Annotated in this window: 14 protein-coding genes, 1 pseudogene and 1 riboswitch; of the genes and pseudogenes, 6 read left to right on the top strand and 9 right to left on the bottom strand. The window is 43.9% G+C overall.

Annotated elements, in window-relative coordinates; genetic code table 11:
- Positions 1-167: 167 nt before the first annotated feature.
- From F607_RS0111760 to F607_RS0111775, 4 genes are all read right to left on the bottom strand, one after another.
- Positions 168-911: a carbonic anhydrase gene (locus F607_RS0111760; protein WP_027708246.1), complete on the bottom strand. Its 744-nt coding sequence runs from the start codon at positions 909-911 to the stop codon at positions 168-170.
- Between the two features lie 98 nt (positions 912-1,009).
- The gene (locus tag F607_RS0111765; RefSeq protein WP_169719786.1) at positions 1,010-1,741 is read right to left on the bottom strand and encodes a substrate-binding periplasmic protein; all 732 of its coding nucleotides are present in this window, start codon (positions 1,739-1,741) and stop codon (positions 1,010-1,012) included.
- Between the two features lie 521 nt (positions 1,742-2,262).
- A complete protein-coding gene (locus F607_RS0111770) occupies positions 2,263-2,640 on the bottom strand; it encodes a DUF2237 family protein (RefSeq protein WP_027708248.1) in 378 nt (125 codons plus the stop codon).
- A 44-nt stretch (positions 2,641-2,684) separates the two neighbouring features.
- On the bottom strand, positions 2,685-3,071 hold the full coding sequence (locus F607_RS0111775; protein ID WP_027708249.1) for an MAPEG family protein: 387 nt from the start codon (positions 3,069-3,071) through the stop codon (positions 2,685-2,687).
- Positions 3,072-3,348: 277 nt separating this feature from the next.
- Between F607_RS0111775 and F607_RS0111780 the strand changes: the two genes are divergently transcribed.
- Positions 3,349-3,729, top strand: a complete 381-nt coding sequence (locus F607_RS0111780) for a hypothetical protein (RefSeq protein ID WP_027708250.1) — start codon at positions 3,349-3,351, stop codon at positions 3,727-3,729.
- A gap of 53 nt (positions 3,730-3,782) precedes the next feature.
- Here F607_RS0111780 and F607_RS29365 read toward each other — a convergent pair whose 3' ends face one another.
- The 5 genes from F607_RS29365 to thiB all read right to left on the bottom strand — a co-directional run bounded on the left by F607_RS29365 (position 3,783) and on the right by thiB (position 10,291).
- A complete protein-coding gene (locus F607_RS29365; protein WP_051311372.1) occupies positions 3,783-4,340 on the bottom strand; it encodes a GNAT family N-acetyltransferase in 558 nt (185 codons plus the stop codon).
- 380 nt (positions 4,341-4,720) lie between these two features.
- A complete protein-coding gene (locus tag F607_RS0111790; protein ID WP_027708251.1) occupies positions 4,721-6,982 on the bottom strand; it encodes a tRNA(Met) cytidine acetyltransferase TmcA in 2,262 nt (753 codons plus the stop codon).
- A 12-nt stretch (positions 6,983-6,994) separates the two neighbouring features.
- Positions 6,995-7,660: an ATP-binding cassette domain-containing protein gene (locus F607_RS0111795; RefSeq protein ID WP_027708252.1), complete on the bottom strand. Its 666-nt coding sequence runs from the start codon at positions 7,658-7,660 to the stop codon at positions 6,995-6,997.
- Positions 7,647-9,221 carry an ABC transporter permease subunit gene (locus F607_RS0111800; RefSeq protein WP_051311374.1) on the bottom strand — a complete coding sequence of 525 codons (1,575 nt, stop codon included), beginning with the start codon at positions 9,219-9,221 and terminating at the stop codon, positions 7,647-7,649. Before F607_RS0111800 ends, F607_RS0111795 begins: the two co-directional genes overlap by 14 nt.
- Positions 9,218-10,291 (bottom strand): thiamine ABC transporter substrate binding subunit, encoded by a 1,074-nt coding sequence (thiB, locus tag F607_RS0111805; RefSeq protein ID WP_230400396.1) that lies wholly within the window; start codon positions 10,289-10,291, stop codon positions 9,218-9,220. Before thiB ends, F607_RS0111800 begins: the two co-directional genes overlap by 4 nt.
- Positions 10,292-10,436: 145 nt before the next feature.
- Positions 10,437-10,557, bottom strand: a riboswitch (TPP riboswitch).
- Positions 10,558-10,693: 136 nt separating this feature from the next.
- Here thiB and F607_RS0111810 point away from each other — a divergent pair.
- From F607_RS0111810 to F607_RS36020, 5 genes and pseudogenes are all read left to right on the top strand, one after another.
- A complete protein-coding gene (locus F607_RS0111810) occupies positions 10,694-11,209 on the top strand; it encodes a DUF6933 domain-containing protein (RefSeq protein WP_027708255.1) in 516 nt (171 codons plus the stop codon).
- Between the two features lie 97 nt (positions 11,210-11,306).
- On the top strand, positions 11,307-12,704 hold the full coding sequence (locus F607_RS0111815; protein ID WP_027708256.1) for a multicopper oxidase family protein: 1,398 nt from the start codon (positions 11,307-11,309) through the stop codon (positions 12,702-12,704).
- 185 nt (positions 12,705-12,889) lie between these two features.
- Positions 12,890-13,405, top strand: coding sequence for a hypothetical protein (locus F607_RS0111820; protein ID WP_027708257.1), 516 nt, complete (start codon positions 12,890-12,892; stop codon positions 13,403-13,405).
- Positions 13,406-13,518: 113 nt separating this feature from the next.
- Complete coding sequence (locus F607_RS0111825; protein WP_027708258.1) at positions 13,519-14,754, top strand: hypothetical protein; 1,236 nt, start codon at positions 13,519-13,521, stop codon at positions 14,752-14,754.
- 188 nt (positions 14,755-14,942) lie between these two features.
- A pseudogene (locus F607_RS36020) lies at positions 14,943-15,090 on the top strand (IS4 family transposase); the annotation flags it as partial.

Genomic DNA, 15,090 nt, shown 5'->3' on the forward strand with positions numbered 1-15,090 from the left:
TTTATTTAACAAGTATAACCAACTTATTAATATATTTATATTATTTTTAATATTGCAGATTATCTTGTAAATATATCCACAAGTGAGAGGAAACGAAGAGGATAACCTCTTCGTTAGTCAGAGAGAAAATAAATATGAGAAAGGAAAAAGAGACAAAGTAAAAAATATTACTTTAATACTTGACGGGCATTAATCGCTTGCACAGGTCGATTATTTGTACCCGTTGGTAAAACCTTGGCAAATTTTGCCACTTGCTGTTGATCGACTTTCACGGGTGATTTTATGACAAACCATCTAACCCCTTCAGTACAAGGCGGTGTGGTAAGCGAACCATTAAAATAGAAGTAATCCCATTCTGCAGGCAGCAAACTTTGCCAAGCAATCGTATGTGAAAGTGCTTGCTGTTCATCAGCCTTCGGTAAATCGCCCCATAGTTGTTGTAGTTGTTGATTGACATGGCCTTGCTCAAACATTACAGCAACCACAGCCAACTTACCTTGTTCATTAGCATGAACCAAGTGCATTTCTAATGGGAAAGACTTACCATCAATTTGGTTTTCACTCGGTGTATGAAAGTGAAACTGTTTTAGCTCATAGGTTTCACCTTGCCAGGTAAGGATTGAGCCAGGCTCAACATTTAACTGTATGGTATGCCCATTATTGATAATACTTTTAGTTTGAATGGGTTTATTCCAAGAAAGCGCTGGCAGCTCAGTATCAAATCCTTGCTTAATATCAATAGGTGACTGGTTTAGTCCAGATTGACATGTCGCAAATGATTTATCAAGCTGCCCCCAATGCGCAGGCCCTCGTTTACCTTGATACCCCCAATGATGGGTACTGTCTGCTGCACTGTATGGGGCTATTAATACAGTTGATAAAAACAATAAAACAGATGTTTTAATTTTCATAATATCCTCAAAGACATGGTGTAAACCGGTGTTCAACGAATACTTTACCAGACTTAAGCAATGATATTGAAGAAGATAGCAGGTATGAGTGTATATATTTAAATATCAGGATTTGACAAAGGAAACCAATGTTTTTTAAGTTTAACTAATATACCCTGCTTAATTAACCTCTGCCTAGATGAGTCAAAGTCATTTAAAATTAGTTTAATATTTGGATTAAGTTTATTACCCGATAAAAATTCAAATCCTTGGTCGAATGCAGGTAGTTTCCCAAACTTCTCATCCATGCCTTTTTCAATTAAATAGTGATCAAACACTTCTTCATAACCTGCCACCCCCTCAACTCTGTTATGGTCCAGCATTTGGAATCCTTGCTCAACAGTATTGACCTCTCTCAGTTCGATCAGTTCAAGGTGGGCATTCCAATAACGGCCATAATCCCAACCTCTCATCCCAGCAAGCCTTACTCCTATTATATCCTCCAAGCCTCGCCAGTTATTTAGTTTTTTCTTATTAACATAGATAACATAGTGCACGGTATTTACTGGATATTTAGAAAAGACTAGAAATTGACTTCGCATCTCAGTCTTTGCTGCAGGGAAAACAACATCAACCTCATTTCGACGCGCAAGGGATAATACTCTGGCCCAAGGGTAAACCATTAGCTTAATAGTGTACCCTTTTTGGTGCAGACTTAGCCTGACAACATCCCAGCTAAACCCTTGCAGCCTTTTGGAGTCATGTCCAGGAGGAATTAGCTCCCCAATTTCATTGGTTTCTGCCACACTTTGCCGAAAGCAAAATGGAGCATAGCCCTCTAGGGTAGCCACGCTTATTATCTTATTTGGATCATAGGTGTTGGCAGGCACATCACTTGCGTCCCCTTGCCTTAACACTATAATCAGTGCAAAAGACATAGTTGTTTTAATAGCGCTGGTTACTAACCTCTTAGCACAGCCCATGACTGCCGTATCGTTTCAAAGCAATTACCCTCATCCTCAAAATCTCATACGCTCTTTTTATCATAGATCATCATACGAAAGACTTGTCTTTGAGATGACAAAGTCATCGTATCAAAAAGCTCAACCTATGTTATCCACGCTTTGCTTTTTCAGACTATACATCGAACTATTACTCCCACATATTTTTTGAGTGATTGAAAACTACATAATTTGGTTTGCAGTGCTTGAGTTTGTTGATGGGTGAGCAAATTAATACGTGCATTATATTGACTTAATCAATACCGTTCGCAAATCAATTTTATGCGCGCTATAAATAGCGCACATATAAATGCTGCGCGAAGGGTATAACCTGAAAATAATTAAATATTTTTAGAACAGGGCCGTTATCTTTAATTCAAGTCCAGCGCATACTGCCGAAGAATATCGATCGGCACAATATCCAGGGTATTAATATGTGTACTTCCAAGAATCACTTTAGGTGCGCAGTTATGCTGATAAGCTTCCCACCAACGTCCAGCACAAAGACACCACTGGTCACCTGGTCGTAGTCCTGAAAAACCATGCTCTGGCACAGGTGTGACTAAATCATTGCCCTGTTCCAAGGAAAAAGCTAAAAACGCCTCTGTCATCACTGCACATACTGTATGAATACCTACATCCTGATCACTGGTGTTACAACAACCATCTCGAAAATAACCTGTTTTTGGTTGGTGACTACAAACACTTAAAGGCTCACCAAAAACATTGAGTGAAGGAGCTTGTTCCATGATTTTTTCCTTAAAATGTATCTCGCATTCCAGTGCATTTACTGCTACCAGCTTACCCATAATATGCTGATGACACACACCAATCCTGCAGCAAAAGCCAAAGACCTCAATAAGTCCAAATTTTTAATATAAAAAAAGCCATGAAAAATACGTGCAACAACAAACAACCCAGCAAAAAGTGACGTTTGTGTCTCAGGAGCATGACGTAAATGTGCCACCAGGATCGCAACAATAAAAACAGCTAACGCTTCCCAAGCATTTTGCTGCGCAGCATAGGCTCGTGCACCAAAGCCTTGTAACTGGCTAATCTGTTGTCGAGGATGTTTGTTATCAATGCCACCAGGAAGCTGACTTCGATAATATGCTCCAATACCCGCATAAATATAGGGCATCACAGCAATAATCACTAAACAGATTAATGGTGTAGTCATTTAACGAATTCCCTTGTGCAGATTATTGCTCTGTAATGATGGGTATTTAGCAGAACCATCAAGAGTATACCCTCTTCACTACCGCTGATTGAAAGACCACACACTATGGGGACAGTCATACAGCCAGTGTACTTGCAATTCACCAAACTGCCCCTATTTCTAAAATATCAAGCCTGTAACGTTTCACATGATTCCTTTTGGAACAACATTATTGATTATTGGCTTTGCGCTTTTTCCTGGTTAACTTAGAATTTATACGCCAAGGAATCATTAATTTATGAATTTTGATGATAAAACGAAGTCCTTTTTGCGGGTCTTTGCCTGTTTATTTTTGCTAGCCGCTACGTATGTGGTTGCAACCCAACGCATTAACCTTCACCACCAGTATGTGATCAGTAGCTTTATTGTATTAGGTGGTTTTCTGTCTTCATTAATTGTGTTGAGCTTAACTCAGTTATACCGAAAATGGTGGCTTAATTTGCCTACAAGTAGTGGGTATTTAGCGCTGCTTGGCTTTATAACCTATAAATGCCCAAATCATGCTGCAAAAGAAATTATGATTATGCTTTGCTTTGTCGCGCTGGGTATTTTTGCAGGAAATTTAGTCAAACTTACGCGAATGCCTCAATCTCCTGCTAATCCTCCCCCATTCCTTTAATTCAGGCTAGTCACCTTATTACAGCAGCCCACACTAAGCCTATTTACCTTAATCTAGTTAGAGTGTTCTTTTGCTAAGGCTAATTCTTCCAATCCCTGACAACAGTCAGGTAGCGACTTTAACCAGTAACATGTCACTTCTTTACCCCAACGATTAATCGTATCTCCAGAGTGCATACCAAGCTTTTTGACGATGGCCTTGGCGGCCTCGTTATCCGTTTCAACCAACGTCACGATGGAAGGTAAACGAAAACGGGTAAAGGCCAAATATACTGCAGCCTTAGCCGCTTCAAAACCATAGCCTTGTTGCCATACATCCCGCTGCAAGCGAAATATTAGCTCTATTGTTGATTTTCCAGTGACAGCAAGAGGAGCCAGGCCACTGTAACCAATAAATGTATTATTTGACCTTGTTTCTACTGCCCAACGGCCAAAGCCATAATTCTTATACATCACTTGATATTCTGTAAGCAACTTAGTTGCTTGCTCCAAACTCAAAGGGCCTGAAGGAGAGTAGGCCATCACCTCAGGATCAGCTAACAACTGGTAAAAGGATTGTGCATCATCTTCTGTCAACTCCCGCAGTCGTAAGCGCTCGGTGGTGAAGATCATTGTTGAGTTTCCTTAGTTTTCAATCAGCTCTTTATCCTATCGCTACACTTATGTGCTAACGTAAAACGCTATACTCATCAGTATTTAGTCAATCATATTCATAAGATAGCGACGAAACATTACCTTAAAATAACTGCTAAAGGTAAATGGTTGAGCATTGATTGGTACTTTTCATATTATATGCCATATGCTTTCTTATCAGGTCCCCATTAACCTGACCACGTATCGATTAAAATATAAGACATTAACCTTGCAAGCAATGCCTCCTTAGCATATCAGGCTAAGCACTAAAATAAAGGGTGCCTAGGCCCTTTAAACGACATAAGATGTCAGCCACTCTCTTCCAGGAAATGCGACAGCTGTTGTCCAATAGCCATCGACTACGTGTGGGGTATTAGATTTTGCATCACTTGTCTTAGTGCTGCACAAAGATTTTTTTGACCATTAAACTTCAATTTGCACACCACTTGTCGTTCAGTTTCCTGTAACCAGGCTAAACGGATCAAAGCCTCCCGATAGCGTGGCTCCAGCAGTTGATGACTTTGTTTATCCGCTAGCCAGTATGCCAAGGCATTCGCTATTGCTGGTAATGTAAGCAGTAATCCACGTTGCCCTTTGGCAAAGCCACTGATTAACTCCCAGTCTCTAAGGCTGATCTGCCTAAACAGGTCCTGAGCTGAACAGGCACTAACCCATTGAACGATAACCTCACAGTCGAGAGAATGAAAAACCATATGGTTTGCGGTTAACCAGTAGCGCAGCGCCAGCAGATGTTCCTGCTGCCAAACGGTACCTCTCGATTCTGCCTTATCGTTCAGTGGTTGTAGCATCACCGCTGAAAATACACCACTGGCTGCATCAGCACTTAAGCCCCAGCGAACAGGTAATAACCCACAACGGAGCCAGAAAGAAAGCACATCAGCCGTTAGCCCAAAGCTGGTCCCAATATAGTCATACTGAGCTTGCTGAGCATATTGCCTCAACCTTGCTACAAGTTGCTGACCTATCCCTAAACGTTGCCAGTCAGGGTGGACAGCAATTCGCATCACTCGCAGGTAAGCAAAGGCCCCAGCCTGTTTATCCCCGCCATGATAAGTTAATGTTTGTGGTAAAAGCTGCCCTTTCAGGCGACGCAAACCCAGCCAAACAGGTTCCCTTAACGGCTCGGGCAATGGTGGTTCTTCGACAGCCCATAATGTACCCACTACCTGTCCTTGCCACTCTGCCACTAACAGACGACCACTAGGATCATCCAGCAACTGGCGTAAATCACTGGGTTTGGTTTGGTAGTGAGCCAGTACCAACAACGCAAAAAGCTGACTTAACTGGCGTTCATTACCTATCAGATCTTTAGCATCCAACCAGGTCAATGTCAGCTGTTCAGGGCGGAGATCTGCAGTGGGCATAACATCAGCAGGATTTGCCCCTAGCAATAAGGCTTGATAACTAAATGCTTCCAAAGGATCACCCAAACGCCAACGCACTGGTGCTTCAAGGGTCATCTGCTGAAAATAAGGAAAATGCTGCTGCAAAAAACGTTGAAAACGGACCGCAAAACCTCGCCCTGTTCCCTCATAACCATGAACAGTGCTCGCCAAAACACATTTAGGGTAAGCCATCACTAACTTAGTTAAGATTGGCACAGGTATCATCGCAGCTTCATCAATCAATAATAAATCCACAACTGGCTGTTGCTGCAGAATATCCTGTGGTGATAAAAAGCATAACCGGCCACTTGGGCCTGCTAGCGACTGACCAACAGCTTCCTGCTTACTGCCTTCAGGTTTAAGCGGCTGGCTACCTGACAGCACCTCACTGGCATGCTGCCAAAGCTTAGCAAGCGCCTGCTTACGCGGAGCCGTCGCCAGAATTGATAATGAGGGCTTATTATGAGTAGGATTTCGTCCCAGCAATTGTGCCACCGCTATACCTAAAGCGGCAGACTTACCTCGTCCCCGATCTGCAGTTAACACTAAAGGTTGTGCATTACGCTTTTCGACAAGCCCTACCACTTCTTCGACCACGCTCTGCTGCTCAGCATTAGCATAGGTTTGTGAGCAAAAGGTAGATAAATCCTCTTTACTGTTTTTCTCTGCATAAACAGCAGGCTGCTTCATTAACCCTTTTTCAGTAAATAGCCAGTGCCCCGAAAATCCTTGCAAGCAGTCCTTCAAGCGTTTAAGAAACAAGCGATGAGGATTCAAGCCCTGAGGAATAAACTGCTGATATTCTGGGTCATCAAATACTGGCCAGCGGCTAAGCTCTGGAATGACCCAAATCAGTGCCCCTCCAGCAGGAATTAGCCCCGTGGTTGCACCAAAACTGTCAGGATGAAGCCCAATAAAGCTGTCCATTACCACAACCTGCACTTCACGTCCTAGCCATTGCTTTATCTGACGGGGCTTTATGGCAGAGGGGGCTTGCTCTGGATCAGATAGCCATAACAAAGGATAAGGGGATGAACACTTCTCTTGCTGCGCTGAAAGATAAGATACCAGGCTACACTGCTGTTGATTTGCCCATTGGTAAGTACCACTGATAACGACCAAAGCCCGATGCCCTGCCACAGAAGCCTGCTTACATGCACTCTTTAGCACATCAATCAATGTCATCTCATCATTGCTAACGTCACAATCAACCATTGATTACACCAGCTATTTTTTCTTTTGTTCATGAGGTTGAGACATCACATTGATCTGTCCTCCCTCATGAATGTGCCAATAACAGTCAGCAATAGATGCCACTTCTTCTGGAAAGTGAGTGACTAATAAAACCGTCAAACCGAACTGCTGCTGTAACTCATGGGTTAACAGTAAGCACTCATGACGAAGAGTCGGATCTAGCGCGCTAAATGGCTCATCCAGTAGCAGCAGTGGTTTTTGTCTTAGCAAGCAGCGCGCGAGGGCAACACGCTGTCGCTGTCCTCCTGAAAGCGAAGCGGGTGAACAAGAAAGCAGTTCTGCAATCGCCAGACGTTCAGTAACTTGCTGCAAGGACTGCTGCTGTTGAACTGTTAACTTAGCGGAAGGGGATACACCTAGCGCAATATTAGTAAAGACATCCAAGTGTTCTATCAAATTTTGCTGCTGAAACAACATAGTTACAGGCCGCTGCCCTGGCGTATCTTGGTCAAAGCGTTCACCCTGCCACAACAGCCTGCCTGAGGTTGCAGGCAGCAAACCGGTTATTGCCTCTAATAAGGTACTTTTACCAACCCCACTGCTACCAGTCAGTGCACAAAAATGCCCCGCAGGCAGCTGCGCTGAATAACACAAAGCCTGCTGGTTGCGCTTGATGGTTAAACCTTCAACTGCTAACACCTTTTCTCCCCAGTGTTAAGTAAACCAACCCATAACATAAGCCACAACACGCCAGCAGCCAAACCGACACCGCCATTGCAGAAGTAAGCTGGTAGCTCCCAAGTAAGCGATAAATTGTCAGTGGTAGGGTATTAAAGTCTGCTGCACCCACCAAAACCGCTACCCCCATATCTCCCAAGGATAGAATCCAGGCTAGCGCAAGGGACTGAGCAAGCGGCTTACGGATCATTGGCAGCAAAAACCAACGCCACCAAGCCCAGTGCCGTAAATTCAAACTTTGGGCAAGAGGCTTATAGTAGTCATAACAATGCTGAAAAGCAGCGGCAAGTAAGCGAAAGGTAAAGGGCAATGCCATTAAGGCATTTGCCATCATAATTAAGGCATAACTCCAGTCATCCGATCTCCATGCCAATGTCCCAATAAACCATCCTGTAGCTAATACAACGGGCGGTAAAAAAAGTGCAGCAACCGCCGTTTGCTCCAACCAGTGGTCAACATAGCGATAACTTGTCCCAGCACGCACCTGCTGGCGAAAGTGCAGCATTGCCAAGCTCAGTAAACAGGCCAGTAACGAGGAACCAAAGCCAATGAGTAATGAGTTGAAAGTTGCCTCCCCAAGTGATGAAGACCACGGCCATGCAGAAAGACCCGCTCCTGCCCCCCACAAGATTGCTAGCAGTGGTAGCAAGCAAAACACTACCCCCAACCAGCGGATAGCAATCAACCATTTACTGGAAGCAAGCCATAGGGTTTCTTGATGGCTACGAATACTTACAGGCGCTGCCGTAGTTGAGGCTGGCATTAATCGCGTCGCTATCACAGCAATGATAATCGCCAACGTTAACTGCAATAAAGCCAGCATACCCGCAAGTGGCAAATCAAACTCATAACGTAATGCCTGATAAATAGCGACTTCCAATGTTGTTGACTTTGGCCCGCCGCCTAAAGCCAAAACAATAGTAAAGCTGTTAAAGCACAATAAAAATACGAGCAAGCTCAAACCAATCACTTGAGTGCGTATCAATGGCCACTCAAGCCAACACCAACGCCACCAGCCATTCAGCTCCATCTGAGCTGCCTGAGCATAATAACTCTCGGGAATGGACTCTAAGTGAGAAACCAGGACACGTGTTGCCAATGGCAGATTAAAAAACACATGGCATAACAATATGCCTGCTAATCCATAAATGGAAAATTCAGTGCCCAATACACTATTAAGCCAGCCACTACGACCATAAACTTGCACCACGCCTAAAATAACGACGATAACTGGCAGCGCAAAACAAATTTGCAGCAACACTAACAGCCACTGCCGCCCCCAAAACACTTGGCGAGCAATGGCTAATGCCAGGAGTATGGCCCCTCCCACACTAAGCAAAGCAGATAGTCCTGCCTGCTTAATTGAAAATAGCAAGACTTGCTGCAGCCAAGGGTCATTGAAGAGTGACCACTCAATATCAGTGAAAGCATATTTACCGACATTAAACAGTCCCCAGCTTAAGCTAAGCCAAACACAGCTCGTGGCAATGATACCTGGAATACAACGGAATAAACGACTCACTGACTTACCGCACGGCGCCACTGACGAAGCCACTGCTTACGCTGTTTTGCTATTGTTTCTAGAGGCATTTCCAGAGACTTACGCGGCGTAATCAACTGGCCAAAAGCCGGTGGCAGTTGTTTTATCGCACGCACAGGTAACATCCAGTTATGAGTAGCAATAATACGCTGGGCATTGGGGGAGAGTAAAAAGGCCAGAAACTGACGCGCCAGCTCAGGATGTTTGCTTTGGGCCAACTGAGCAGCCACTTCTACTTGCAGCGTATGTCCTTCATTGAATGCAGCTGCCTGATAGTGTGTCACCTTTTCAACTTCTTGGTGGTAGGCTGGCGATGTCGTATAGCTCAGCACCATATCTGCTTCGCCTTTTAAGAACATGCCATAAGCTTCACTCCAGCCTTTGGTAACGGTGACAGTGTGATTAGCCAATTGCTGCCATGCTTGCGTTGCTTGAGCACCAAACACCTGTTGCATCCACAGCAAAAGACCCTGCCCAGGAGTGCTGGTCCGTGGGTCCTGATAAATCACCTGAATATCATCCCGTTTAACCAACTCCGCTAGCGACTGCGGGGGATTCTTTAACTTACGTGAGTCATAAATAAATGCAAAATAACCATAGTCATATGGCACAAACACCTTATCCTGCCAGGGCTCTGGTAATGTCAGTGGTGGTAGTGACTGCTGGTGAGGTGCAAATAACTTAAGTTGCTTGGCTGCCACTAATAAGTGTTGATCTAACCCTAAAACAATATCCGCAGGAAGGCGCTCTCCTTCTAGGCGCAGCCGATTCAGTAACCCGACACCATCAGTGCTGCTGAGCCAGTTCAGCTTACATTGACACTGTTTATCAAAGGCTGCTTTTAATTTTGGGCCAGGCCCCCACTCACTGATAAAGGATTCATAGGTAAATAAAGTCAAAATCGGCTCTGGTGACTCAGTAGCACTAGCCTGTCCTGGCACTATGGCACATAACACCAAGCATAGACTCGCTATAGGTGGCATAGCGTTGAATTTGTGCTTTAAAAGCAAAAACTGTGCAACCTTTGTCACTAGATGCTTGATAAACAACATCAAAAAATTCCCCATCCATCTGCTATGGATCATCACCATTTAGCAAATTTGATTTCTAGTAAGAATGCCTAACTATGAGAATCCAGTTAGTCTGGGGGATAAGCTGAAGAGACTGCCGAAAAGCCAACTAATCATGGCACTTAATCTTAGGACAGCACTCAACTTCCTACGCCAGTATTAACTGGATCAGGTTCTACGGGTATATCTCAGCGAGTGTGATAGATCGATAGTGAAGCAACCACACGTTTGCACCCCGATGAGTTCGGCCGTATTGTATACCGTTAATGATTATGTAACCAAGCCTAGTTCTGCTAGCGCCAAGGCTATTAATCACTGCTAGGCTTAAGATATCCAAATTCGTTACACTTCTTTTACATCACTCATACTACTTAGTGAATGCCTATGTTGGTTTTACGCTGTACCCAAAAAGTCATCAAAGCAGCTGGACTGACAACCAGTGATATCGCTCCACCTCAAACACTAGGATACTTAGGGGCATGGTATTGCAATATTGTCTCCATACGTGGCAGCTATTGCTTATTCTTCACCCATGAAACAACCCTGTATAGTCACGCATTGCTAAACATTAAAAAACAAACTGTTCGAGACATCACCACCGCTTTTAGAGAGAGCTTAAAACACAACCTCTTATTTGAAGGCTTCAACTCTGTCACGCTTACAAATTACTTACAGCATAATGAAAAGTGCGTCTTTACTAAAACCTGCAGCCGACGTGTACTTGGCTCTATGAATGATTTAGTGCATATGCTAGCAGGCTATTTAGAGGAACAACCTTTGATTGGCGAGCAAACCCTGCTCCGTATTATTCAGCAGGTTAACACCACCCCCATGAGCATGTTGGATATGAACTCAGGTATTCATGCAATGCGTCGTTTGTTGATGAAAGTTGCTGTTTGAGATTGATATTGTTTTTCAATACCATTTACTGCTTCACACCCTGTGCTTCCACTTTTCTTCTATTCCCTTAAGACGTTCTTTATTAGGAATGCCTTCGATGTCTATATCCCGTCGTCAATTTATTAAGTCAACCATAGCCACCAGCCTGATGAGCCAGCTACCTGTTCAGCTTTGGGCTGATGACTCTTCCCCTCATTATGACTATATACTGACAGCTGAACCGGCTGAGATTAATCTCATTGCAGAAGCCGCCACTGCTGCATGGGGATTTAACGGGCAGTTTCCCGCACCAGTGCTGTATGCTCAACAAGACCAACCCATTCGCATCAAGTTTATTAATAAGTTAAATGAACCAACGACCATTCACTGGCATGGCCTTCGCATTCCCATTGCTATGGATGGTGTTCCTTTTCTGAGCCAACCGCTCATTCCTCCTGGTGGCAGCTTTATTTACGAATTTACACCACCCGATGCTGGCACATTTTGGTACCACCCGCATATGAACAGCACCGAACAGCTGGGTCGAGGCTTAGTAGGCGCCTTCATTGTTCGGGAGCGACAAGCTCAAGCTTTTGCAGAAGATATCACCTGCGTACTAAAAAACTGGCATATTGATCAACAAGGACAAATTAAGCGCTTATCCATTCCTCGTTATGCTGCACGCATGGGCACACCTGGTCGTTGGCCCACGGTCAACGGTTTACACCAACCCACTTTTGACGTACCTGCAGGAGAGTGGGTACGGTTACGCCTGCTAAACGTCGATAATACGCTTACCTACCGACTGCATATTCCCAATGCTCAAGCCTATATCCTGGCAATAGATGGTTGTCCATTAGCAACCCCTCGCCCTCTTACAGAACATGCGATGGGTCCAGGTATGCGATTAGATTTAGGCTTTATTGCTCCCAATAAAGGCACCTCCTGGGAAGTGTGGCACGGTGAGCACTACCCGCTCCTGAGCCTGCATTCAATTATCTCGTCACAAGCCAGCAAAACACCTCTGCCCAACACATTATCTGAGGGGCAACACAGCGTACCATCACTACCAATGAACCCTATTCCTGAACCAGACTTGGAAAATGCAGAAAAAGTAAACTTTATTTTTGAGTGGGCTGGAGCTTTAACGCCCACAGCTCAACAGAAAAAAGGCAAACATACCTTCTGGACGATCAATAAACGTGCTTGGGAAGGCATGAGTAAAGATAGTATTCCCGCACCACTGGCCACACTTGAGCGCGGCAAAAGCTACATTTTTACGCTCAAAAACATTACCCAATACCACCACCCTATTCACTTGCATGGCCATAGCTTTACTGTATTAACGTCTGACAAACGAAAAATAATACCGTATCAGACCGATACCGTATTACTTGGTAAAAACGAAAGCGCCCAGATTGCATTTGTGGCAGATAACCCTGGCCGATGGATGTTTCACTGCCATGTGATTGATCATATGAAAACAGGGCTAATGGGCTACATCACTGTGACTTAACTAGACTTTAACGGCTATGTCCTTGGCATCATAGCCGTCATGCTCCTCATCAGATTTATCTGTGACGGTTGATTTAAGTGAAATAGTTGCGAATTTTTAACATTCACCCAAACTAAAAGCATTATCTCCACTATCACAGCATTACCTTGCTCTACCCAGAAAAAAACAGTCAAAGGTTTAATACAATGAGTAGCATGATGGCATGCACCCTGATCACAAATGTTCAACCAGATGGTTTAGCTTGGTTACAGGAATGGTGTAACCAACATCCAGCACTATCTATCAAGGAAGAAAGATACGATGAACAAGAAAATCAAGCTTGTCTTCAATGGCTAATGTCGGGTGCCATAGATAATGCTATTGAGCTGATTGATACCTACATTGCCAAGTTTCAACCACATTTTGCTCGTGGAGTCGTTCAGCCTGAAGCCTCGATTAGCTTTGATTTAGTGTTTGTCCTGGAGGGAAAGCGATGGTGGCAAAAAGTGGATAGCCAGGTTTACCTTGAACTAGAACCCCTGAAAGAGCAGCCAGAGCAGCTGACAGATTGGCAACAGCAGCAAGTCAATTTAGGTCCTCGCCAATACTTTACACAACTTTTACAAAGCTGGAGCGAAGAAATTAGTTATCCCTTTGATTATAGTGATCTAGAAGATATACTGGACGATGTTATTGAGGATGCTGAAGAAATTCTTCAATAACATACACTAAGATATTCTTCTCCTTGCTCCGTCATTTCAAGCCTTTGTACTTAACGACACCTATATTATTAGCTATACCTAATACAATACCTGCTATTTTTGGGTGAAGTAATGTGGTAGTGATAAACACGTCTGTAGGTCCAATAACACAAAGTATTCACCGAGAGTCCACGTGCATCGACTCAACACAGGCTTTAGAAATCAAGCGGATTGCGTCTAACTCTCCAGCCAGCCAGCTTAACCTTCAGCCTGGTGACTTAATCTGGCAAGTCAACCACCAGCCTGCCAGTGAGGTTGATCTTCTAGAAGAAAGCTATCAGTCTTCACACATCCATTACTGGCTCTACTCTCGGCAATCCAACGCCACGATGGAAATCAGTGCCCCCAGCACACCTCTGGGCTTTCATTGTGAAAAAACCAGCACTGCTATCGTTAACCATTGGCAGCAAGGATTATTTGACTGGCAGGATTTGTTCATCCTTTGGAATCGCCGTGAGTGGGATAATTTGCTGCTTTGCTGCGATTACTACTACCGTCCGTTAGTTATTCGCTCATTCCTTCGCTGGCTTAAAATGGAGCAACGCTTTAATGCAACTCACCTGTTCCGAGGGGCTGCGCTTTTTGAAAAGGAACAGTTAGCCAAAGGGGTAAGACTGATAGACCAGTATGTAAAACACTGCATTAATATCTACAGTAGTGCCTTTATGAGTGTCGCTAGTTTATATCTTGCATTTTGGTCAAAACAGTGTGGACACTGGCAAGACTGGTTAAAATGGTTGCAATGTGCTGATTTTTTCAGTCAGGGTAAAATCACCCGCATCATGCAGACAGTGACAATGGAAGCGCGCATTGAACCCATTGCTGTGGTTCGCTGGTTAAACCGACCTTTTCCTGTCAGTTTTAATCTAACAGTCAATGCTAACTTACCGAACCAGGCACTCCCTAAACTCAACCTTGAACTTCATGCCCTCCTGCAGCAGATGGAGCATCATCAGCTTTTACCTGTTTGTTTACTCGCAAGTAAACGGCCAAACCCAACCTACAATACTCTGATGAAATGTTACCGCACTCTTTATAAGCACTGGGGAAAAGCGCTACACCCATTAATCGTCATTACCACTTACAATGATTTACAGCCACCCAATCAAAACCAAACCTATGAGCAACTGTGCTTTAAAGAAAATATTCCCATTATTTTTTTAGCTGATAAACATAACCATGTTGCCAGTCACTTACAGTTATCTCATACCCCTGCATTTTTTCTCATCAACCATGAAGGCACAGTCTGTTTTGAGGGTACACAAATTAGCCCCTACGATTTCTGGCAGACTTTGTCTCAGATCCACTAGTGACTAATAGCCAGTGATTCTTTTTTTTACATTGCCCCAATAATCTCAGTGACCTCGACCTTTAGAAACCTTTTCCTATGTACAGGACAAAAAGCTGAATAAATGAGAAAAATCAACTAGTTAGAAGTGAATTAATCCCTCATTGGTATTACAATTCAGGCTGCGAAACCATGAAGAATTGTAAAACAATGAAAGAGATCAATTCACTCACCAAAGAGCTTAAAGGGGTTTTTGGTTGGCATCAAGCCCGAGTCACCTTGCTAGCCCAATTTATTCTAGCACTGGTAAAGGTTCGTTCAGTCAATCTCACACGTATAGCCCAAGTGTTTTATGGTA

Source organism: Zooshikella ganghwensis DSM 15267 (genome assembly GCF_000428585.1).
GTDB classification, from domain to species: Bacteria; Pseudomonadota; Gammaproteobacteria; order Pseudomonadales; family Zooshikellaceae; genus Zooshikella; species Zooshikella ganghwensis.